The sequence below is a fragment of the Devosia yakushimensis genome, assembly GCF_030159855.1.
GTDB lineage: Bacteria > Pseudomonadota > Alphaproteobacteria > Rhizobiales > Devosiaceae > Devosia > Devosia yakushimensis.
Genome location: NZ_BSNG01000001.1, coordinates 2,804,770 through 2,824,943 on the forward strand (window position 1 = coordinate 2,804,770; position 20,174 = coordinate 2,824,943).

Annotated in this window: 24 protein-coding genes; 7 read left to right on the plus strand and 17 right to left on the minus strand. The window is 62.9% G+C overall.

Translation table 11 applies throughout. The features are described 5' to 3' along the window. Positions 1-3 precede the first annotated feature (3 nt). From QQL79_RS13590 to coxB, 14 genes are all read right to left on the minus strand, one after another. On the minus strand, positions 4-435 hold the full coding sequence (locus QQL79_RS13590) for a DUF1284 domain-containing protein (protein WP_284391700.1): 432 nt from the start codon (positions 433-435) through the stop codon (positions 4-6). After that, complete coding sequence (locus QQL79_RS13595) at positions 432-1,010, minus strand: biotin transporter BioY (RefSeq protein ID WP_284391701.1); 579 nt, start codon at positions 1,008-1,010, stop codon at positions 432-434. Before QQL79_RS13595 ends, QQL79_RS13590 begins: the two co-directional genes overlap by 4 nt. Before the next feature lie 107 nt (positions 1,011-1,117). Then, a complete protein-coding gene (locus tag QQL79_RS13600) occupies positions 1,118-1,786 on the minus strand; it encodes a GntR family transcriptional regulator (protein WP_284391703.1) in 669 nt (222 codons plus the stop codon). Positions 1,787-1,853: 67 nt separating this feature from the next. Next, positions 1,854-2,459, minus strand: coding sequence for a GNAT family N-acetyltransferase (locus tag QQL79_RS13605; RefSeq protein WP_284391705.1), 606 nt, complete (start codon positions 2,457-2,459; stop codon positions 1,854-1,856). A gap of 15 nt (positions 2,460-2,474) precedes the next feature. Continuing rightward, a complete protein-coding gene (locus tag QQL79_RS13610) occupies positions 2,475-3,737 on the minus strand; it encodes a M16 family metallopeptidase (protein ID WP_284391707.1) in 1,263 nt (420 codons plus the stop codon). Between the two features lie 54 nt (positions 3,738-3,791). After that, the gene (gene thrC / locus QQL79_RS13615; protein WP_284391709.1) at positions 3,792-5,186 is read right to left on the minus strand and encodes a threonine synthase; all 1,395 of its coding nucleotides are present in this window, start codon (positions 5,184-5,186) and stop codon (positions 3,792-3,794) included. A gap of 244 nt (positions 5,187-5,430) precedes the next feature. After that, positions 5,431-6,189 (minus strand): SURF1 family protein, encoded by a 759-nt coding sequence (locus tag QQL79_RS13620; protein ID WP_284391710.1) that lies wholly within the window; start codon positions 6,187-6,189, stop codon positions 5,431-5,433. Further along, positions 6,186-6,539, minus strand: a complete 354-nt coding sequence (locus QQL79_RS13625) for a DUF983 domain-containing protein (RefSeq protein WP_284391712.1) — start codon at positions 6,537-6,539, stop codon at positions 6,186-6,188. Before QQL79_RS13625 ends, QQL79_RS13620 begins: the two co-directional genes overlap by 4 nt. A gap of 69 nt (positions 6,540-6,608) precedes the next feature. Further along, positions 6,609-7,445: a cytochrome c oxidase subunit 3 gene (locus tag QQL79_RS13630; RefSeq protein WP_284391714.1), complete on the minus strand. Its 837-nt coding sequence runs from the start codon at positions 7,443-7,445 to the stop codon at positions 6,609-6,611. A gap of 3 nt (positions 7,446-7,448) precedes the next feature. Then, a complete protein-coding gene (locus QQL79_RS13635; RefSeq protein ID WP_284391716.1) occupies positions 7,449-8,012 on the minus strand; it encodes a cytochrome c oxidase assembly protein in 564 nt (187 codons plus the stop codon). After that, the gene (locus QQL79_RS13640) at positions 8,012-8,194 is read right to left on the minus strand and encodes a cytochrome c oxidase system small membrane protein (protein WP_284391718.1); all 183 of its coding nucleotides are present in this window, start codon (positions 8,192-8,194) and stop codon (positions 8,012-8,014) included. The genes QQL79_RS13635 and QQL79_RS13640 overlap by 1 nt, the downstream gene beginning before the upstream one ends. After that, positions 8,194-9,126 (minus strand): heme o synthase, encoded by a 933-nt coding sequence (locus QQL79_RS13645; RefSeq protein ID WP_284391719.1) that lies wholly within the window; start codon positions 9,124-9,126, stop codon positions 8,194-8,196. Before QQL79_RS13645 ends, QQL79_RS13640 begins: the two co-directional genes overlap by 1 nt. 64 nt (positions 9,127-9,190) lie before the next feature. Continuing rightward, positions 9,191-10,885: a cytochrome c oxidase subunit I gene (gene ctaD, locus QQL79_RS13650; RefSeq protein ID WP_284391721.1), complete on the minus strand. Its 1,695-nt coding sequence runs from the start codon at positions 10,883-10,885 to the stop codon at positions 9,191-9,193. A 22-nt stretch (positions 10,886-10,907) separates the two neighbouring features. Continuing rightward, positions 10,908-11,825 (minus strand): cytochrome c oxidase subunit II, encoded by a 918-nt coding sequence (coxB, locus tag QQL79_RS13655; protein WP_370461252.1) that lies wholly within the window; start codon positions 11,823-11,825, stop codon positions 10,908-10,910. A 360-nt stretch (positions 11,826-12,185) separates the two neighbouring features. Here coxB and QQL79_RS13660 point away from each other — a divergent pair, with 360 nt between their 5' ends. Next, complete coding sequence (locus QQL79_RS13660; protein ID WP_284392887.1) at positions 12,186-12,689, plus strand: invasion associated locus B family protein; 504 nt, start codon at positions 12,186-12,188, stop codon at positions 12,687-12,689. A gap of 14 nt (positions 12,690-12,703) precedes the next feature. Further along, positions 12,704-12,949: a PilZ domain-containing protein gene (locus tag QQL79_RS13665; RefSeq protein WP_284391723.1), complete on the plus strand. Its 246-nt coding sequence runs from the start codon at positions 12,704-12,706 to the stop codon at positions 12,947-12,949. Between the two features lie 400 nt (positions 12,950-13,349). On the opposite strand, the gene QQL79_RS13670 is transcribed toward QQL79_RS13665, so the two are convergent. Beyond that, the gene (locus tag QQL79_RS13670) at positions 13,350-13,610 is read right to left on the minus strand and encodes a DUF1127 domain-containing protein (RefSeq protein WP_284391725.1); all 261 of its coding nucleotides are present in this window, start codon (positions 13,608-13,610) and stop codon (positions 13,350-13,352) included. Positions 13,611-13,767: 157 nt separating this feature from the next. Between QQL79_RS13670 and QQL79_RS13675 the strand changes: the two genes are divergently transcribed. The 4 genes from QQL79_RS13675 (at position 13,768) to QQL79_RS13690 (ending at position 17,842) form a co-directional block, all read left to right on the plus strand. Beyond that, entirely contained in the window at positions 13,768-14,658 is an 891-nt protein-coding gene (locus QQL79_RS13675) for a LysR family transcriptional regulator (RefSeq protein ID WP_284391727.1), read from the plus strand. Between the two features lie 147 nt (positions 14,659-14,805). Then, a complete protein-coding gene (gene xseA, locus QQL79_RS13680; RefSeq protein ID WP_284391728.1) occupies positions 14,806-16,419 on the plus strand; it encodes an exodeoxyribonuclease VII large subunit in 1,614 nt (537 codons plus the stop codon). Positions 16,420-16,469: 50 nt separating this feature from the next. Then, positions 16,470-16,691 (plus strand): DUF2093 domain-containing protein, encoded by a 222-nt coding sequence (locus QQL79_RS13685; protein ID WP_284391730.1) that lies wholly within the window; start codon positions 16,470-16,472, stop codon positions 16,689-16,691. Between the two features lie 2 nt (positions 16,692-16,693). Then, positions 16,694-17,842, plus strand: a complete 1,149-nt coding sequence (locus tag QQL79_RS13690) for a glycosyltransferase (RefSeq protein WP_284391732.1) — start codon at positions 16,694-16,696, stop codon at positions 17,840-17,842. 186 nt (positions 17,843-18,028) lie between these two features. Here QQL79_RS13690 and QQL79_RS13695 read toward each other — a convergent pair whose 3' ends face one another. Together QQL79_RS13695 and QQL79_RS13700 are read right to left on the minus strand one after the other, a co-directional pair. After that, positions 18,029-18,274, minus strand: a complete 246-nt coding sequence (locus tag QQL79_RS13695; protein ID WP_284391734.1) for a DUF4170 domain-containing protein — start codon at positions 18,272-18,274, stop codon at positions 18,029-18,031. Between the two features lie 11 nt (positions 18,275-18,285). Then, positions 18,286-19,125, minus strand: coding sequence for a 3'(2'),5'-bisphosphate nucleotidase CysQ (locus QQL79_RS13700; protein ID WP_284391737.1), 840 nt, complete (start codon positions 19,123-19,125; stop codon positions 18,286-18,288). Between the two features lie 317 nt (positions 19,126-19,442). Here QQL79_RS13700 and QQL79_RS13705 point away from each other — a divergent pair, with 317 nt between their 5' ends. Further along, the gene (locus tag QQL79_RS13705) at positions 19,443-19,958 is read left to right on the plus strand and encodes a DUF6101 family protein (RefSeq protein ID WP_284391739.1); all 516 of its coding nucleotides are present in this window, start codon (positions 19,443-19,445) and stop codon (positions 19,956-19,958) included. Positions 19,959-20,174 lie beyond the last annotated feature (216 nt).

Below are 20,174 nucleotides of genomic sequence, written 5' to 3' on the forward strand. Positions count from 1 at the left end.
CGGCTAACAGGTGGCGATGGTCAGGGATGTGCCCGCATAGCCTGAGCGAGCGACGTTGTCGCAGAGTTCGGACCATTCGCAACCGGCACAGGCGGGGCGAATCTGGCCGGTGGAAAATGCACCGCGCAAGCTGGCGAGCATGGTCGTATTGAGGTGAAAGGGCCCTGTCAGGTCGATATGCGGGGCGAGCAAATCGGCGACGGCAAGCCGCGCCAGGCGGTCTCGCTCGATAACGCTATCGTTATGGCAATGGGGCTGGCCGGTGGCCAGCAGGGGGGCGCAGACATCGTCCGGGCCGGCAACCAGCTCGATGGTTTCGCCCGCGCCGAGGCGAGCGATGATGATGTCGTAATTGGCAGTGAAGGCAGGGGTATACCCCCTGCCGACATAGGTGAGCATGCAGAGCAGGTGATGGGCCCGCAGCTTGACGGTCAACGCTTGACCACGCGCTGCAGACCGGCCAGCGCTGCCGCGCCGAGCACGGACTTGAGCACCGCACCAACCAGGAAGGGCGCAACGCCGTGGATGAAGGCCTGTTCGGCGCCGATCATCACCGCAAGCCAGGCGCCGCCCAGGGCGAGGCAGGCGGCGTTGCCGGCAAGAGCCGCGACAAAGGCAAGAACCGGCCGCTGACCATTCCAGCCGCGTTCGGCCAGCCAGCCGACCAGGGCACCGGCAAACGGGAAGGCAAAGAGATAACCGGCGGTGGGCCCAACGAAATGGATCGCGCCCGCGGCGCCGCCCGAAAGGACCGGCAGGCCGATTGCCCCTTCGATCAGCCAGGCCGTGATGGTGATGCCGCCAAGGCGCCAGCCATAAAGCGCGCCCACCATGGCGACGGCGAAGGTCTGCATGGTCATGGGCACCGGCACCATGGGCACTTCGACATAGGACGAAAGCGCCAGGAACAGCGTGCCAAGAACGACGGCGGCGACCTGCCAGACCAGGGGCCGGTCAGCCAGACGCAGTGGGCTGAAACCGGAATGAGATGCGGTGGCCAGAGAGTTCATATTCGATCCTTGCAGAATTATAGATAATTTTTGAAGATGATCTATTAAACGGACTTTTGGATGCCGGGGCAAGGGGGAATTGGGAGTGGGTCGGAGATCGGATCCCCTCACCCCACTATCGTAAAAACCTTCCGCGTCTGGCCGGAGGCCGTTCGCACGGGTTTCTGGCCGATCCAGCGGACATGACGCGCCAGCACGGTCGCGGCTTCCTCCACATCCCCTGCTCTCAGGGCGGCGAGGATAGCCAGGTGATCGTGGTCGGTGCGCGCTTCCCAGGCCGATCGCCAGGCGGCGAAGAGAAAGCGGGCACTGACGGCATGCAGGTCATCGATCGCCGCCAGCAGGCGCGGCATGCCGCAGGGGGCCAGCAGAGTGCGGTGAAACAGGCGGTTGGCCGCCTCCCAGGAGGCGACGTCGGGGGACTTGTCGCCAGCATAGGTCGCCTGTTCGGCAGCATCGAGAATGGCCGTGGTCAGATGCGGCGCGGCGTGACGCAGGGCCAGCACTTCGAGGGCGGCGCGCATCTCGGCCACTTCCTTGACTTCGGCCAGATCGAAGGCGGCGACACGCACGCCACGGCGCGGCTCGCTGATCGCTAGGCCCTGAGCCTCGAGCCGCCGGAAGGCCTCGCGCACGGGCACGTGGCTGGCGCCGAATTCGGCCGCGATATGATCCTGTCGCAACCGCGCGCCCGGCTCGAGCACGCCGGCGATGATCCGCTCGGCCAGAACCTTGCTGATCCGGACGGCAATGGTGTCATCTTTGGGCTGGGGCATGATTTTATAGATAGTTTATCGCGCTGCGATTTGTCGAGGCAGCTCTGAGGGCGAAAGCCGATTGACGCTAAACCGTGCGCCGCAGATATCGCGCGTTTTCGTAGCGTTCCTTGGTCAGGCCGAACAGTACATGGTCTTCCCAGCGGCCGTTGATCTGCAGGTATTTTTCGGCAAAACCTTCTTCGACAAAGCCGTTCTTTTCCAGCACGCGGCGCGAGGCGGCATTGCCGGGCAGGAAGGCGGCGTGGATGCGGTGCAGGTCGAGCGTGTCGAAGATGAAGGGGAGGCTGGTGGCGACGGCCTCGCTCATCAGTCCCTGGCCGGCAAAAGGCTGGCCCATCCAATAGCCCAGATTGACGAATTGGGCGGCCCGGCGCCTGATATTGGAGAGCGTAATGCCGCCCACCAGCGTCGCGCCCTGATCGGCGAAGATGAAGAAGGAATAGTCACTCCCCTCCTCCGCCTCTTCGCGCGCGCGCCGCACCCGCGCGGCAAAGACGCGGCGGTTGAGATCGGCTTCGGTCCAGCGCGGCTCGAACGGCCGCAGGAAATCGCGGCTGGCCCGGCGCAGCTCGTGCCAGGCCTCGAAATCAGCCATTTGCGGCAGGCGCAGCAAGACCCGCCGCCCGCGCAGGGCGATCAGCGGGGCTGGCGATGACCAGGGCCAAAGCATGGGCCGGTGCGCTCCTCAGCGCTTGAGATGGTCGCCGATGGCGCCGACATCGACCAGCCGATCGACCGGCCCGATGCCGGCCAGAGTTGGCGCCCCGGCGGTAAAGATCTGCTCGGCGACATCCTGCACCCGCTTGGCGGTGATGGCATTGATACGATCGACGGTTTCCTGCATCGGGATCGGACGACCCCACAATATCTGCTGGCGCGCCAATTGTCCGGCCCGTGCCGAGGGGCTTTCGAGCGACATCAGGAGCCCTGCGCGAATCTGGTTGCGGACGCGAATGACTTCCTCGTCGGTGATCGATTGGGTGGCGCGCTTGAGCTCGTCGAGTACGACGGGCACCAGATCGGCCACTTCGTCCTCGCCCGTCGCCGCCGCCACGCCGAACACGCCGCTATCGGCAAAGGCCCAGTGGAAGGAATAGACCGAGTAGCATAGGCCGCGCTTTTCGCGCACTTCCTGGAACAGGCGCGAGCTCATGCCGCCGCCCAGGATGGAGGCAAGCACCTGGGCTGCGTAAAAGCCATCGGCATTATAGGCGCGGCCTTCGAAGCCGATGACGATATGGGCCTGTTCGTGGTCGGAAATCAGCCGCTCTTCGCCGCCCAGATATTCGGCGCGCTGGGGCGCGGGGGCACCATTGGGCTTGAGGGTGGCAAAGCGCTGCTGGGCGACTTGCACCAATTCGTCGTGATCGACATTGCCCGCCGCCGCCATCACCATGTGGTCGCCCACATAATTGCGGTTCATATATTTGCGGATGGTGTCGGGGTTGAATTCGCGCACCGAATCCACTGTGCCCAGAATCGTGCGGCCGATGGGCTGGGTGGGAAAGGCCGCTTCCTGGAACAGATCGAAGACGTGATCGTCGGGATTGTCCCGCGCCGCGCCGATTTCCTGCACGATGACCTGCTTTTCGCGGGTCAGCTCGTCATCCTCGAAACGGGAATTCTGCAGGATATCGGAGAGGATATCGGCGGCCAGCACCACATCTTCCTTGAGCACGCGGGCGAAATAGCCGGTGTGCTCGATGGAGGTCGCCGCGTTGAGATCGCCACCGACATTTTCGATGGCCTCGGCGATTTCCAGCGCACTGCGGGTCGTCGTGCCCTTGAAGGCCATGTGTTCGAGCAGGTGGGAAATGCCGTGTTCGGCCTTGCGCTCGCAGCGCGCACCGGCCTTGACCCAAACCCCGAGCGAAGCGCTCTCCAGGTGCGGCATGTCGTCGGTCAGCACCACCATGCCGTTATCGAGGGTCGTTGATTGTAGGCTCAAATGGGTCCTCCTGGCACGGCGCGACCCGGAGGCCGCATGTGCCCCAAAGTCGTCCTAGGCAGCGCGCGTACGCGCTGCAATGAAGTTTTCGACCACCGACTGGTCATTGGCAAGCACGGTCAGGCGCTCTTCGCGGCCATAGAGATCGGCAAGCCAGGCCGGCAGAGCCGGTTCGATGCCCGAGGCATCCTTGACGGCGGCAGGGAATTTAGCGGGATGAGCGGTGGCCAGCGTGACCATGGGGGTTGCCGACCATGCCTGCACCCGGGCCACATGCACGCCAACGGCGGTATGGGGATCGAGCAGGTAACCGGAATTCTTGAGCGTTGCGGCAATGGTCGCGCGGGTCTCGGCCTCGCCGGTGGTACCAGCGGCAAAGTCGCGGCGGATATTGGCCAGCGCCGCTTCCGGCAGCGCAAAGCCGCCGGACTGCTTGAGGCTATCCATCATGCGCATGACCGATTTCGCGTCACGCCCGGCCGCCTCGAACAGCAGCCGCTCGAAATTGGAGGAGATCTGGATATCCATGGAGGGGCTGATGGTGGGCGAGACCCCCTCCATCTCGTAGCGCCCGCTATCCATGGTGCGGCGAAGGATATCATTGGCATTGGTGGCGATGATCAGCCGCTCGATCGGCAGGCCCATGGCCCTGGCGCAATAGCCGGCAAAGATATCGCCGAAATTGCCGGTGGGCACGGTGAAGCTCACCTTGCGGTGCGGGCTGCCCAGCGATACGGCGGCGGTGACGTAATAGACGATCTGCGCAACGATGCGGCCCCAATTGATAGAATTGACGCCCGAGAGGCGCACCGAATCGCGGAAGCGGTGATTGTTGAACATGGCTTTGACCAGGTTCTGGCAATCGTCGAACGTGCCCTCGAGGGCAATATTATGCACATTGGCATCGAGCACTGTGGTCATCTGCAGGCGCTGCACCGGAGAGGTGCGGCCGAGCGGATGGAGGATAAAAATATCGGTGGTGTCGCGGCCGCGGAAGGCTTCGATGGCGGCCGAGCCGGTATCGCCCGAGGTGGCGCCGACAATGGTGGCGCGCAGGCCACGCTCGGCCAGGATGTGATCCATGATGCGGCTGAGGAATTGCATGGCGACGTCCTTGAACGCCAAAGTGGGACCGTGGAACAGCTCGAGCACGAAATGATTGGGTTCCAGCTCCACCAGCGGGGTCACCGAAGGGTGGCGGAAGCCGGCATAGGCCTCATCGATGATGGATTTGAGCTTGGCCGGGGCAATTTCGCCATCGACGAAACGGCTGATGATGTCGAAGGCCACATCGGCATAGGGCTTGCCGGCATAAGAAGCGATATCGGCGGCGCTGAGCTGGGGCCAGCTTTGCGGCACATAGAGCCCGCCATCAGCGGCAAGACCGGCCAGAACTGCATCGGAGAAGCCGAGCGCCGGCGCCTGGCCGCGCGTGGAAACAAACTGCATCGAAGGGGAAGGCCCTTTTTAGAATTGTTGCAACCTAGTCAAACGGGGACTGAACCGCAAGTTTGATGGAGGGGTGTCTTCCCCTCTCCCCTTGAGGGAGAGGGGGCGGCATTTCTGCGTTCAGCAGAAATGACAGGGTGAGAGGTGCTGCGCTCGCCCATGCCAGAACGCCGAAAGAGACCCCTCATCCGCCCTTCGGGCACCTTCTCCCTCAAGGGGAGAAGGTAACCTCTCGACATCCCGCCTAGCCGCCCCGTCGCTGTCGCCACAGCCAAAACCCGAGCATGACCACGGCCACCACGGCAAAGCCGTACCAGGTATAGGCATAGCCCAAATGATTGTTGGGGAATTCCACCACTGTCTCGCCGCCTTGCGGCAGCTGGCCGGGGGCGCCGGCGGGGAGGTCGACATAGAAAGGCGCAAAGGGCGCAAGCGCGGGATCGACCAGCTTGGCGAGGCGCTGGGGATCGCGGACCCATTCGATGCGGTCCGAAGTATTGGCTTCGGGCGTCATGAAGCCGGCTTTTTCGCCGGGGCGGAAAAGGCCGGTAATCGTCACCTGCCCGGTTTCGCCTTCCGGATCGGTGACGGCGGCTTCCTGAAAGGCCTCGGGCACGAAGCCGCGATTGACGAAGACGGTGCCGCCATCCGCCAGGGCAAAGGGCGTCACCACCCAATAGCCGGGGCCCGAGGCGGGTCCGCGGGCATTGGCAAGGCTGGTGAAAACGGTGACCGTCTGGTTGTAGCGGAAGGCGCCAGTGAGCGAGACGGGCTGGAAATTGAGCGCTTCGAGATTGAGGCCCTCCCAGCTTTCAGCATCTGGAACGGAAATGGGCGCTGCGGTCAGCCGCGCGTCGACAGCGGCGATGAGGGCTTCCTTTTCGGCCAGCCGATGCATCTGCCAAGTGCCCAGCCAGACGCAGACGCCGGCAAGGATCAGCATCAGCACGGCAAAGCCCCAGGTCATAAGCGGGCCGAGGCGGCCTTGTGCGGGGGCGCTCATTGGTGTCCCTCATGCGCATCGTGCCGGTATTGCAGGGCGACCATGGTGGCCTTGAAGGGCGGCAGCAGAGCCAGCGACAGGATCAGCGTCGCCGGTATCCACAGGATCAGGTGGACATAGGGCGGCGGATTGAACATGGCGCCGACCACCAGGGCCAGCGCGACGATCAGCGGGGCCACGAGGAAAATCACGAAAATGGCCGGGCCGTCGCCGCTATCGGCAAAGGCCAGGTCAAGCCCGCAGGCCGAGCAGACCGGCGCAACCTTGAGATAGCCTTTGAACAGCTTGCCCTGGCCGCAGCGCGGACAGCGGCAGAGCAGGCCCGCCTTGAAGGGGGAGATTTGGGTCATGATGGTCCCCGGAAGAAATTGGGGCGCGGCCCATAAGACCGCGCCCCCGCAGATTTCCCGTTCGCTCTTTTAGTGGTTGAGCGCCACGCCCCAGGAACCCCAGATATAGACCGAGGCAAAGAGGAAGAGCCACACCACGTCCACGAAGTGCCAGTACCAGGCGGCGAATTCAAAGCCCAGGTGACGTTCGGGGGTGAAATCGCCACGCTCGGCGCGGATCAGGCAGACGGCGAGGAAAATGGTGCCGATCAGCACGTGGAAGCCGTGGAAGCCGGTCGCCATGAAGAAGGTGGCGCCATACATATTGCCGGCGAAGGAGAAGGCGGCCTCGGAATATTCGATGGCCTGGACGGTGGAGAAGAGCACGCCCAGGGCAATAGTCAGCGCCAGGCCCCAGCGCAGGCCCTTGCGGTCGCCTTCGAGCAGGGCATGGTGCGCCCAGGTAACGGTCGTGCCCGAGGTGAGCAGGATCAGCGTATTGAAGAGCGGCAGGTGGAAGGGGTCGAACAGTTCGACCCCGACCGGCGGCCAATGTCCGCCGGTGGCAGCGACGCGGGCATATTGCTCGACATCGTCGAAGCGGAAGAAGCCGTCGAAATAGGCCCAGAACCAGGCGACGAAGAACATCACTTCCGAAGCAATGAACAGCATCATGCCATAGCGGTGGTGCATCTGGACCACGGGGGTATGGTCGACGCCGTTATTGGCTTCCTTCACCACATCGGCCCACCACATATAGAAGCTGTAGAGCACACCAACGAGGCCGATGAAGAAAATCCACGGCGTCCAATGGTGCATCCAGGACACAGCGCCGATGGCAAAGACCAGCAGGCTCACCGACATGACGAAGGGCCATGGCGAGGGCTCGACCATATGGTAGTCGTGATTCTTGGCTATTGCCGACATGGTTCAGCTTCCCCCGTTATCTGAAGCGTAGAAGGTGTAAGAGAGGGTGATCTCTTTGATGGTGTCGAGCTCACGATTGTCGTCGAGCTCGGGATCGACGAAGAACACGATCGGCATATCCACGGTCTCGCCGGGCTGCAGCGTCTGCTCGGTGAAGCAGAAGCATTCGATCTTGTTGAAGTAGACGCCGGCCTTTTCGGGCGAGACGTTGAATATGGCCATGCCCGTGATCGGCTTGTCCGAATGGTTGGTGGCGACGTAATTGACCGTGTCGACGGCGCCGATCCGGTCGGTTACGGGTGCGGCTGCCTTGACGGTCCAATTGAGGTCGGAGGACACGTTGGAATCGAAGCGCACCGACATTTCGCGGGCAATGACGCCCTTGGGATTGCTCTCGGCCTTGCCGGGGGTGCCGCCGAAACCGGTCACCTGGCAGAAGAGCTGGTAGAGCGGCACCGAGGCATAGGCGAGCCCCACCATGCCGGCGGCCAGCGCCAGGCACATGAGGCCGATACGCTTGTTGCGGCGTGCGGCATCGGCGAATGAGGAGTGGGAGAGATCGGCCATCAGAGCGCCCGGTCGAACAGGGCCGGTCCCATCTTGACGATGGTCAGCACATAAAAGGTCAGGGCGAAGAGGGCCAGGCCCAGCGCCAGAGCAATCGAGCGGCGGCGGCGCACCTTGGCGCGGGCAGCTTCGATCTCGGGCGGCAGGACCACCACTTCACGGATTTCGTCGGGAGCACTCATCAGCCAAACATCCCAAAACGCACGAGCAGGTTGTCGGCCAGCAGGGCAAAGAACAGAACGAACAGATAGCTCAGGGAATAGTTGAACACGACGCGCGCGGCCTTGCGCATCGGCACGTCTTCCCTGGTGCGGTAGAGCCGCCAGGCCAGGAACAGGAAGGAAGCCCCGGTGATCACCGCGACACTGGTATAGATCGCGCCGGTAAAGCCGAGCCAGGTCGGCAGCAGGGCCGAGGCGGCGAGCAGCACGGTATAGAGCAGGATCTGCAGCTTGGTGGAGGCTTCACCCGCCACATTGGGCATCATGGGCACGCCGGCGGCGCCGTAGTCGCTCTGCTTATAGAGCGCCAGGGCCCAGAAATGCGGCGGCGTCCAGAGGAAGATGATGAGGAACAGCGCGACGCTTTCCAGCGAGATCGAGCCGGTTACGGCGGCCCAGCCCACCATGGGCGGGAAAGCGCCGGCAGCGCCGCCAATGACGATGTTCTGCGGCGTCGAGCGCTTGAGCCACATCGTATAGATGACGACATAGAAGAAGATAGTGAAGGCCAGGAGCCCGCCGGCGACCCAATTGGTCGCAAGGCCCAGAAGCGCCACCGAAAAGACCGAGAGCACGCAGCCAAAGACCAGGGCTTCGCCCTTGGTGATGCGGCCAGCCGGAATGGGCCGGTTGGCCGTGCGGCTCATGATGGCGTCGATATCGGCGTCATACCACATATTGAGCGCGCCCGAGGCCCCTGCCCCGATGGCGATGCAGACAATGGCGATAACAGCGACGATCGGATTGATCGTGCCGGGCGCGACCACAAGGCCGACAATGGCGGTGAAGACAACCAGCTGCATGACGTTCGGCTTCAGGAGCGCGAGGTAGTCCTCCACGCGCGCCTCGCCCGTCAATGCGGGCGCCTTCCGATTGTCATGAATATAAGCCACTGGCTCTGCCTTTATCCGGGATTGGGCCGCGCATACGCGGCCCGGTGGTTCGTTTTTGTTGCGCTTAGTGCGCGTTGGTCGAGTCGATCTTGGGGAGCGTGGTGAACTGGTGGAAGGGCGGAGGCGAGCTCAGCGTCCATTCCAGCGTGGTTGCACCATCGCCCCAGGGATTGTCGCCGGCCGGGCGCTTCTTCCGGGCTGCTTCCCACATAGCATAGAAGAAGATCAGCATGGCGACGAAGGTGATGTAATAACCGATCGAGGAGACGCGGTTGAAGAAGCCAAACGCATCCGGATAGTCGATATAGCGGCGCGGCATGCCGGCCAGGCCCAGGAAGTGCTGCGGGAAGAAGATCAGGTTGACGCCCACGAACATGACCCAGAAATGGGCATTGGCGAGCTTCTCGCTGTACATCCAGCCGAACATCTTGGGGTACCAGTAGTACCAGGCCGCAAAGATCGAGAACACGGCGCCCAGCGACAGCACGTAGTGGAAGTGGGCCACCACATAATAGGTGTCGTGCAGGGCACGGTCCGCACCGGCATTGGCCAGCACCACGCCCGTCACACCGCCAACGGTGAACAGGAAGATGAAGCCGATGGCCCAGAGCATGGGCGTGCGGAAGGTGATGGAGCCGCCCCACATGGTGGCGATCCAGGAGAAGATCTTCACACCTGTCGGCACCGCGATGACCATGGTGGCAGCCACGAAGTAGCGCTGCACATCCAGGCTCAGGCCGGTCGTATACATGTGGTGCGCCCACACGACGAAACCGACAAAGCCGATGGCCACCATGGCATAGGCCATGGCCATGTAGCCGAAGACCGGCTTGCGGCTAAAGGTAGAGACGATGTGGCTGATCACCCCGAACCCGGGCAGGATCATGATATAAACTTCAGGGTGACCGAAGAACCAGAACAGATGCTGGAACAGCACGGGGTCGCCGCCCTGATCGGGCTTGAAGAAGCTGGTGCCGAAATTGCGGTCGGTCAGCAACATGGTGATGGCGCCTGCGAGCACCGGCAGGGCCAGCAGCAGCAGGAAAGCGGTCACCAGGATCGACCAGGCAAACAGCGGCATCTTGTGCAGCGTCATGCCCGGAGCGCGCATGTTGAAGATGGTGGTGATGAGGTTGATGGCGCCCAGGATCGAGGAAATACCCGAAACGTGCAGGGCCAGAATGGCGAAATCGAGCGCCGGGCCGGGGTGGCCGGTGGTCGAAAGCGGGGGATAGACGGTCCAGCCGCCACCAAAGCCGAGCGCACCAGCGCCGGCGCCTTCGAAGAAGAGGCTCATCAGCAGCAGGATAAAGGCCGGCGGCAGGAGCCAGAAGGCGATATTGTTGATGCGCGGGAAGGCCGTGTCGGGCGCACCGATCATCAGCGGGGCGAAATAGTTGCCGAAGCCGCCAAAGGTGGCGGGCATCACCACGAAGAACACCATGATGAGGGCATGCGCGGTGGTGAACACATTATACATGTGCTTGCCGGCATCGAGCGCGGCATCGCCATCGACGCCATAGGACATGGCGGCCAGGCCGTGGAAAATCTGGATGCCCGGCTCCTGCAATTCCATGCGCATGACGCCGGAGAGCAGGCCGCCGATGATGCCGGCGACGATCGAGAAGATCAGATACATCACACCAATGTCTTTGTGATTGGTGGAGTAGACCCAGCGGCGCCAGCCGGTGGGCTGGTGCGCATCATGGGCGTGGTCGTGTCCCGTGGCGTGGGCTTCGAGGTGAGCGATGTCGGCCATTGTACTAAGTGTCCCCTAAGCCTTACTGGAGCGCCGCAAGCGTGGCATTGGCGGCGGCGTAATCCCCACCCTTGAAGGCCGCGATAAAGGCCGCGAATTCGTCCTTGGTCACGACGCGGATCGCGATCGGCATGAAGGCGTGATCCTTGCCGCACAGTTCCGAGCACTGGCCATAATACACGCCGGTTTCGCGGGCGTTGAACCAGGTTTCGTTGAGGCGTCCGGGCACGGCGTCGATCTTGATGCCGAAGGAGGGCACGGCGAAGGCGTGGATCACGCCGGTCGGATCGGCCGTGACTTCGAGACGCACGGTGGTATCGACCGGAACGACCAGTTCATTGTCGACAGCCAGCAGGCGCGGCTGGTTCGGCTTGGTGGCGAGGCGGCCAGCGGCGCCATCTTCCTGCAGCATCACCGAGGTCAGCGCGAGGTCCTGATCGACATATTCATAGTCCCAGTACCATTGCTGGCCGATGGCCTTGATGGTCAGCTCGGGAGCGGGAACCTCGACTTCGCCGAACGAGAAAATGTTGGCGCCGAGATATTTACGCTCGCCATCGGGCGTTGTCAGCTGGTCGCTGAGTACGCCGAAGGAGGGGATGGCGATGACGATCAACACCACGATGGGCAATACGGTCCACACCACTTCGACCAGCGTATTGTGGGTGAAGCGGGCCGGGTTCGGATTGGCCTTGGCATTGAAGCGCACGATCACCACGATCAGCAGCGCCAGCACGAAAAGCACGATCAACGTGATCGTCCACATCAGGATGCCATCATGGAAAGCCGTGATGGAATCCATGATCGGGGTCACGGAACGCTGCAGATGAAACTGACCGGGGAGGGGGTGTCCCGCCGTATAGCCCGCTTCCTCCGTCGCCTGTTGGGCGGCGGCGAGGGCTGGCATCAGCGCCATGGCGGCTGCCGACACGGCTCCCATCCCTTTCAAGAACTGTCCGGTCACCACTTAACCCCCTAATCGACTGTCGTTGGTGCACACGCGCCAAGGATTGAGGGGTAAAAACAGCGGCATAGCTACGCCGCCCCGACTCAACCTCGGAGCGCAAAAACTCTGCGCAGACCTAAATCACATCACAATGACGGAGTCTATTGCGGCGATTGGGCCCTGTGCTGCGTCATAATGTTCCCCCGAGATGAGCAAACGCCTCACCCTTGCCGTAGTTTTCCCAGCATATTCCCAATGAATCCGGGCTTTGGTTGACTTGCCCCCTCCCCTGTTGGAAACAGTTGTAACCTCACGCGGGCGCCCGATTCGTTCAGGAGAATTGATAGAGTGAAGCTGAATTTGAAGCGTCTGGCCGTTGGCGGCCTTGCCCTGCTGGCTCTGGCTGGCGCGAGTGGCCCTTCGGCGGCGCAGGGTGTCGTCAAGGCGCAGTATGGCGATTGGCAGATGAGCTGCGATACCCCGCCGGGCGCCAGCTTCGAGCAATGCGCGATCATCCAGAACGTGATGGCGGAAGATCAGCCCAATGTGGGCCTTTCCGTCATCGTGCTGCGCACCGCCGATCGCGAAGCGCGGCTGCTGCGGGTGCTGGCGCCGCTTGGCGTGCTGCTGCCGAACGGGCTGGGGCTTAATATCGATGGCCAGGATATGGGCCGGGTCGCCTTTGTGCGCTGCCTGCCCAATGGCTGTGTCGCCGAAGTGGTGCTGGATGACAGCATGATCGAGACGCTGTCGGCCGGCAAGGAAGCGATTTTCGTGGTGTTCAAGACGCCAGAGGAAGGCATCGGTATTCCGGTGTCGCTCAATGGCTTCAAGGACGGGTTTGCCCAACTCCCCTGAGTGGCGAGGTATCCATGACCGAGGAACGCCGTGCCGCCCCACGCCAGCGTGTGCTCAAGGGCGGCAGAATCGTCATCAATGACGGGTTCTCGACCTTTCAATGCACGGTGCGCAATCTGTCGGAAGCGGGCGCACGGCTCAAGGTCGCCAGCATTATCGGCATTCCCGACACGTTCGATCTAGCCATGGATGACGGCCGCAAACATGCCTGCACGGTGGTTTGGCGGACGGCGAATGAAATCGGCGTCAAGTTCGGCTGAGACCGCCACATCATTCTCGCTCTCCACGACGTCATTCCCGCGCAGGCGGGAATCCACTCTTCAAGTGGCTCGAGAAAGAAGGAATGGATTCCCGCCTGCGCGGGAATGACGTTGTTACTGGCGGGAGCTGCTTTCCCAAAAAAACAAAAAAGCCGGACAAGTGCCTTGGCACCGTCCGGCAAGTCATCAGGAAACGGGACCGGCGGCAAAACCGGCCCGGGAGATGGCACGAGCACTCCAAAAAATGTCCGTACCAACAAGGTGGCGCCGGCCGCATGGGTAGCCGGCGCAATTCAATGACTGAGCGAGGGAGTGTTCCGGGAGGAATCGGAACATGCGCTTCAGCCTCAAGTGATGCCGCCCCGATTTCGTCGGAAACATGGCAGCCAGATTTCCTGGCTTAGCGCCGGGCGTTGCCGGCGCGGGCGGCGTTGAGCGCCAGGCTGGCGGCGGCGCCTTTGCTGCGCATCGCTTCCACTACGTCGTGGCGGCTGATGCCCAGGTCGCGCAGGCGCTCGGAATCGAGTTCGAGCAGGCCCAGCAACGCGGTCCGGCGGGTTCGGGCTGCTTGTGCCTTGGCGATCCAGCGCATGAATGCGGCAAACGGATTGAGAGGCGTGGCGGCCACGACTGACCGCTCGCCGGAAAGCGAGAGAGCCATTTTAGTCTCCAAAGATGTGGTTGTGCCGAAGGGAGCCGGCTGGGGAAGGCGCGAAGGACGATCCGCGTCTATGATGATAGGAATACCGCGCTGGACTTCCATTCGTCCAACAAATAGATTTCATCCTTACTATCAATTTGAGTGATGGGATTAGGTGATGACCACGCCCCTCGATCTCGACCAATTGCAGAGCTTCTGCGCCATTGCCGATTGCGGCAGCTTCACCGAGGCTGCCCGCCGGGTGAACAAGACCCAGTCGGCCGTATCGATGCAGATCAAGCGCCTCGAAGAGCGGCTGGGCCAGCCGCTTTTGACGCGGGACGGCCGTTCGGTGTCGCTGACCCATCACGGGGAAGCGCTCTATGCCAGGGCACGCCGCATGCTGCGCACCAATGCGGAAATTCTCGACCATTTCTCCGATGGCGACCTGGCGGGCTCGATCCGTTTCGGGGTGCCCGACGATTATGCCGTGCGCCTCTTGCCGGTGATCCTCTCCAGCTTCCAGCGCACTCATCCCAAGATCGCGGTGGATGTGGCCTGCATGGCTTCGGAGGAATTGCTGGCCGGCATGAAGACCGGGCGTTACGACCTCATCGTCTTCACCCAGGGCACTGACCAGAATTACGGCGAGCTGTTCCGTACCGAAAAGATGTTCTGGGTGGCCAGCCATGGCGGACGGGCTCTCGCCAGCGAGCCACTGGCCATTGCCTGCGGCCCGGCCTGCTGCATCTGGCGCAAGGACGCCATGGAAGCGCTGAACCGCAACGGCACCGATTACCGCATCGCCTACACCTCCTCCAATGCCACGGCCATTTCGAGCGCCGTGCTGTCCGACCTTGCGGTGGGGTTCCTCCCAGAAAGCGCGATGCAGCCGGGCATGCGTGTAGTCAGCGAGGATGTCGGCCTGCCGCGCCTGGCCGATGCCGAAATCGCGCTGATGCGGGCCAGCCACGCCTATGGCGGCATTTATGATGCCCTGGCCAATCATATCGTGCATTCCATGGGCAATCTCGACGCCGTCCCGGTGCATGCGGACGCGGCGGAGTAGGCGCCGACTCATCTGGCTATGTCTCTCCCTCCCACCGTTTCTCCCTCGGGCCTGACCCGAGGGAAAACAGTGGGTGTGGACAGCATGCGCCCACCCGACAAAGCGCAAGAGCTTGACCTCCCCGGCCAATTGCCGCACCAGAGAGGCATGTCCGACGCGCTGAGCAATGCTGCCGAGTTTACCGTTTCCGAGATCGCCCAAGCGGTCAAACGGACTGTCGAGGATGAATTCGGCCATGTCCGGGTGCGCGGGGAAATCTCCGGCTTTCGCGGGCAGCATTCATCCGGCCACGCCTATTTCACGCTCAAGGACGAGAATGCCGCGATCGATGCGGTGGTGTGGAAGGGCAATTATGCCCGGCTGACCTTCAAGCCCGAAGAGGGGCTTGAGGTGATCGCCACGGGGCGCCTCACCACTTTCCCGCGCTCGTCGAAATACCAGATCGTCATCGACAATATCGAGCCGGCCGGCGCAGGCGCCCTGATGGCGCTGCTGGAGGAGCGGCGCAAGAAGCTGCTTGCCGAAGGTCTCTTTGCCCGCGAACGCAAGCGCCCCCTGCCCTATCTGCCGCGCGTCATCGGCGTCGTCACCTCGCCCACCGGCGCGGTGATCCGCGATATTCTGCATCGCCTCGAGGACCGCTTTCCCAGCCATGTGCTGGTCTGGCCGGTGCGAGTGCAGGGCGATACCTGCGCGCCCGAAGTGGTCAACGCCATCGAGGGCTTTAACGGCCTTTTGCCCAATGGCCCCATTCCCCGGCCCGATCTGCTGATCGTGGCGCGTGGCGGGGGCTCCATAGAAGACCTTTGGGGCTTCAACGAAGAGGCCGTGGTGCGCGCCGTGGCGGCCAGCGCCATTCCCATCATCTCGGCGGTGGGCCACGAGACCGATACCACGCTGATCGATTATGCCGCCGACATGCGGGCCCCCACCCCCACGGCAGCCGCCGAAGCGGCCGTGCCGGTACGGGCAGAGCTGATCGGCTATGTCGACGACCTGGGCGGCCGGCAACGCCAGGCGGCGCGACGGCTGGCGCTGAGCGCGCGAGACCGGTTGCGGGCCGCGACGGCCGGCCTGCCCCGCCCGGCCGATCTGGTCGCCACGCAAAGGCAGCGGCTCGACCATGCCGCGAGCAATCTTGGCGCGGCCCTGCGGCATTCGGTACAGGCGCAGCGCGTGCAGTTTTCCCGCATTGAGCCGCGACTGGGTCCGCAATTGCTGGCCCGCCGCCAGGTGGAAATGGGTGAGCGGCTGGGCAATCTGGCGCTGCGCGGCGCGGCGGGACTGCGCAAGAGCGTCGAACGCGCCCGGCTTACCCATGATCCGCGCGCCGAGCGGCTCGGCAACGCGGCCGCGCGCCTTCTCGAGCGCAAGCGTGCTTTGCTCGACGCCATCGGCCCCAAGCTTTCGCCCAATGCCCTGCGGGCCGAGTTGCGGCATTCGCGCAGCCAGCTTGCGCCGCTGGCGGCAAGCCTTTTGACCAGCGTTTCCCAGGCCATGGCCGACCGCCGCAACGCGCTCAGCCAATCGTCCAAGCTTCTGGTGTCGCTCAGCTATCGCAGCGTGCTGGCGCGGGGCTATGCCGTGATCAAGGACGAAGCGGGCAATCTGGTGCAGGGCAAGGCCGGCCTCAGTCCCGGCGATGCGGTGGCAATCGAGTTTGCCGATGGCGCCATAGGCGCTACAATAGCGGGCAGCCCGGTCATAAAAAAGAAACCGCGTTCGCTCTCGGATGACGGTTCACAGGAAAGTCTCTTTTGAACGGTCGATTTGGACGCTATATCCCGAGATAGATTGTCAGGAATTCGACGATGAATATTTTCGACAAAAGCTTCACCCCCGCAGAAGCGGTGGTGCGCTATCTCGACGGCGACTATGTCGTGCTCAAGCCCGGCAGCTTTGTGCGTTGCGCCATTACCGGCAAGCCCATTCCGGTCGATGAACTGACCTATTGGAATGTCGACCGGCAGGAGGCCTATGTCGATGCGGCCACCGCCCATACGGCATTCGAGCGGTACGGCATCGGGGCCTGACCGTGGCGGAAGCGTCAAGCCGCCTCAGATATCTCTTCATTTCCAATGGGCATGGCGAGGATTGGATTTCGGCCGCCATCGTCGCGCGCCTGCCGACCTGGATCGAGGCGGAAGCCTATCCCATGATCGGGGCCGGCAATGCCTATGCCAATGTGTGCCGCATTGTCGGGCCACGGGCCAGTCTCGCCTCCGAGGGCTGGCGCAACGTCAAGGGCTCGCTGCGGCGTGACCTGGCCACGGGCGGATTGCGCACGGTGCCGCCCGCCCTCTCCTTCCTGCGCCGCATGCGGGGCAAGTATGACCGGGTGGTCGTGGTCGGCGACATGGTGGGGGTTTTGGCGTGCCTGGGCACCGGGCATCGCGATCTCATTTATCTAGACGTCTACAAGACCGGCGCGGCGCGGCTTTATTCCAGCCCCGAGCGCTGGGCCATCAAGCAGGCCTGCGCCACCGTATTCTGCCGCAGCGACAATCTTGCCCGGACCTTGGTGCATATCGGTGTCGATGCGCGCTGCGCGGGCAATATCATGATGGATACCATCCCCAGCGGGGACTACGACGCCCGCGCCCGCCGCAGCCGGAGCCAGGCGGTGACGCTGCTGCCGGGCAGCCGGGCGTTGACCGCCGAGAGTTTTGCGCTCCAGGTCGAGGCCCTGCGCACCCTGCCCGAAGCGCTGCGGCCCGATGTATTCCTGGCCGTGGCGGGCAGCGTCAATGTCGACGATCTCGCCAAGCAGACCGGGCTGCGCCGCACCGCCATGCTCAGCGCCGAATCTGCCGATCTGGGCGAATTGTCCGATGGCACGCTGACCATCCATATGGCGCGGGGCAATGCCATGGGCAATCTGCTGGCGGCGTCGGATCTGGTGCTGTCGCAGGCCGGCACGGCAACGGTGCAGGCGCTGGGCCTGGGCAAGCCCGCCATCACCGTGGTCAATCCACGCGACCGCCGCTCCCGCTTTACCGATGAGCAAATGCTGTTCGGCGAAGCACGCACAGTAGTCCCACCGGAAGCCGCCGCGATCGGCATCGCGCTGCGTAACCTGCTCGAACATGGCGACGAACGCCGGCGGCTGGCCAATATCGGCCGCGAACGCATTGGCGGCCCAGGCGCCATTCATGCGGTGCTGGACCGGTTGATGGAGCAGTAGGGAAAGCTGGAGAGCCCCGATATTCGGATCGGCCCGCACTATCCCACCCACAGTGTCATTCCCGCGCAGGCGGGAATCCATTCTTCCCCGCACTGGGAGCAAAAAGAGTGGATTCCCGCCTGCGCGGGAATGACGTTGTGGATGAATACGACGCTATGGAGGAATGAGCGTAACGCCCGCCCTGCCCTACTTCTTATCCGTCTCCGGATCGAGCAGCCGATGCAGGTGCACGATGAAATAGCGCGTCTGGGCGCTGTCTACCGTCAGCTGCGCCTTCTGCTTCCACACCGCATAGGCCGCGGCGTAGTTGGGATAAAGGCCCACGATATCGACCTGGTCGAGATCGGCGAAGGTTACGCCCTCGATGCTGGAGAGTTCGCCGCCAATCACGAGATGCAGAAGCTGCTTGCTGGGGTCTTCTTTTTCGGCCATTTGGCGCTCCGTCAGGTCAGGGTCTTTTCCTGCGGCGTCTCGGTTTCGGCGGGACAGCCGTAAACCTTGATCAATGCCGCATGTACGAGCGGTTTTAGGCTCATGTCGCCAAGCGCCGCAAGCGCTCCATGGCGCGTATCTCGCTTGTTAAATTGTGGGAACCCGCTGCACACATCGGCAAAGCCGATCCCAGCTTCGTCGAGGATCAGTGCGGCCGCCGCGATATCCCAATCCTGGCTGCCGCGCCGCGACACGGCGGCATCGAGCTTGCCTGTCGCCACCTGCACCAGCCGATAGGCGAGGGACGGATACATCGGCCCACGCGAATAATGCAGCCCGGCCAATTGCATCTCCTGATGCACCGCGCCGGGCGCGGGGATCAGCGGCGGCGCGCCGGCCCTGCGGCTGCGCGTGATGGGATTGCCATTGAGCCTGGCCCCGCCACCCTTGAGCGCGTCATACATTTCATCGCGCACCGGGGCATAGACCACGCCTGCCACCGGCACGCCGTTCTCCACCACGGCCAGCGAAACGGTCCAGCTATCTTCCCCGCGCAGAAAGCCGCGCGTGCCATCGATGGGGTCGACAACGAAAACGCGCTCGCAATCGAGCCGGGAGGGATTGTCGGCGGTTTCCTCGCTCAGCCAGCCATAGCTGGGCCGCGCGGCCAACAAGGAGGCGGCGAGGTACCGGTCGACCAATATATCGGCCTCGGTTACCGGGGAATCGTGTTCCTTGGTCCAGCTCTTTACATCGCGGCGGAAAAAGCCGCTGGCAATAATACCGGCCGCCACCGCCGAAGAGCGGAGCAATTCGAGATCGTCACTGTATATGCTGGAAGGAAGCGTCATTTTCCCCGCGCTTTTAGGCTGGCGGCGGGTTTTGAACAAGGCCAGTGCGAACACATTGCTTCGACCGCTTCGGATAAGTGCTTTGCCTAATGGCACAATCGCGGATCGGGCCGCCGCGGCAAGCTGGTTAACGCTCCCATTCCAGGTTCGGTTAATCTGGCCCTACACCGAGTCAGGTCCTGCTAACCCTCTCGGAAAACAAGATAAACTTAACCGAACCGATTAAGGAGGCAGGTAAGGGGACGCGCTAAAGTGGGGCCATAAAAGAGAGCACCAAAAACCAGCTCTTGAAGTTGACAGGTATAAGGCAGAACAAAATGGTTCACGGCGTTGCGATGGAAGGTTCTTCGGTCGTTCTGGCATTCGGCAAGCCCGCAGTGGCCGAACGCCGCTTTGTGGCCGCCAATGACAATGGTCCCAAGGACCCGGTCAAGACCGTCACCATTCGCAAAATGCTCGAACAGAGCGGGGTTTCCATCAAGATCAAGGTGCCCGTCACCGAATTTATCGGCGTGGCTGTCGCCACCTCGATTTCCGAGGAGGGCCTGTTGGTCAGCTCCATCGAGCTGGTCCATTCCGACAGCGAGCTGAACTATCGCGTGTTCGAAGAACAGGGCAATCACAACGTCGTCGCCGAATGGCAAAACTGGGGCAAGAAGCTGCGCCTGCCGCTGTTCATCAAGGCGGGCGATGGCCAATACATGCCCTATAGCCAGCAGGTCGATGGCGTCATGCTGGGCAGTTCGGCCGGTCGCCGCAAGCTCGCCGCCGACGCCAACCGCCGCCCCCGCTTCCTCAACCGCCGCAAGCCCGGCCAGAGCGAAGCCAACTAATCAGTTTCTACTGCCTCCAAAGCACGACAAAGGGGTTAGCCGATGGTGCGGCTGACCCTTTTGTCGTTTTGGCCGTTGGGGTGAGGTGGTCGCGGGGCGGGTTCAAAGACCCTCCAGCGCGTGGGCCTATCGCCTCCCTCCCCCTTGAGGGGAGGGATTGAGGGTGGGGGTCGGCGGGCTCTTGCGCAGAAAGCCGCAAGGGACCCCCACCCCGGC

What these genes read in the sequence shown, in the direction of transcription:
- QQL79_RS13595 (WP_284391701.1), bottom strand. Translation starts at nt 1,010, where the DNA reads ATGAACTCTCTGGCCACCGCATCTCATTCCGGTTTCAGCCCACTGCGT.
- QQL79_RS13600 (WP_284391703.1), bottom strand. Translation starts at nt 1,786, where the DNA reads ATGCCCCAGCCCAAAGATGACACCATTGCCGTCCGGATCAGCAAGGTT.
- QQL79_RS13605 (WP_284391705.1), bottom strand. Translation starts at nt 2,459, where the DNA reads ATGCTTTGGCCCTGGTCATCGCCAGCCCCGCTGATCGCCCTGCGCGGG.
- thrC (WP_284391709.1), bottom strand. Translation starts at nt 5,186, where the DNA reads ATGCAGTTTGTTTCCACGCGCGGCCAGGCGCCGGCGCTCGGCTTCTCC.
- QQL79_RS13620 (WP_284391710.1), bottom strand. Translation starts at nt 6,189, where the DNA reads ATGAGCGCCCCCGCACAAGGCCGCCTCGGCCCGCTTATGACCTGGGGC.
- QQL79_RS13625 (WP_284391712.1), bottom strand. Translation starts at nt 6,539, where the DNA reads ATGACCCAAATCTCCCCCTTCAAGGCGGGCCTGCTCTGCCGCTGTCCG.
- QQL79_RS13630 (WP_284391714.1), bottom strand. Translation starts at nt 7,445, where the DNA reads ATGTCGGCAATAGCCAAGAATCACGACTACCATATGGTCGAGCCCTCG.
- QQL79_RS13635 (WP_284391716.1), bottom strand. Translation starts at nt 8,012, where the DNA reads ATGGCCGATCTCTCCCACTCCTCATTCGCCGATGCCGCACGCCGCAAC.
- QQL79_RS13640 (WP_284391718.1), bottom strand. Translation starts at nt 8,194, where the DNA reads ATGAGTGCTCCCGACGAAATCCGTGAAGTGGTGGTCCTGCCGCCCGAG.
- ctaD (WP_284391721.1), bottom strand. Translation starts at nt 10,885, where the DNA reads ATGGCCGACATCGCTCACCTCGAAGCCCACGCCACGGGACACGACCAC.
- coxB (WP_370461252.1), bottom strand. Translation starts at nt 11,825, where the DNA reads ATGGGAGCCGTGTCGGCAGCCGCCATGGCGCTGATGCCAGCCCTCGCC.
- QQL79_RS13665 (WP_284391723.1), top strand. Translation starts at nt 12,704, where the DNA reads ATGACCGAGGAACGCCGTGCCGCCCCACGCCAGCGTGTGCTCAAGGGC.
- QQL79_RS13670 (WP_284391725.1), bottom strand. Translation starts at nt 13,610, where the DNA reads ATGGCTCTCTCGCTTTCCGGCGAGCGGTCAGTCGTGGCCGCCACGCCT.
- QQL79_RS13675 (WP_284391727.1), top strand. Translation starts at nt 13,768, where the DNA reads ATGACCACGCCCCTCGATCTCGACCAATTGCAGAGCTTCTGCGCCATT.
- xseA (WP_284391728.1), top strand. Translation starts at nt 14,806, where the DNA reads ATGTCCGACGCGCTGAGCAATGCTGCCGAGTTTACCGTTTCCGAGATC.
- QQL79_RS13685 (WP_284391730.1), top strand. Translation starts at nt 16,470, where the DNA reads ATGAATATTTTCGACAAAAGCTTCACCCCCGCAGAAGCGGTGGTGCGC.
- QQL79_RS13695 (WP_284391734.1), bottom strand. Translation starts at nt 18,274, where the DNA reads ATGGCCGAAAAAGAAGACCCCAGCAAGCAGCTTCTGCATCTCGTGATT.
- QQL79_RS13700 (WP_284391737.1), bottom strand. Translation starts at nt 19,125, where the DNA reads ATGACGCTTCCTTCCAGCATATACAGTGACGATCTCGAATTGCTCCGC.
- QQL79_RS13705 (WP_284391739.1), top strand. Translation starts at nt 19,443, where the DNA reads ATGGTTCACGGCGTTGCGATGGAAGGTTCTTCGGTCGTTCTGGCATTC.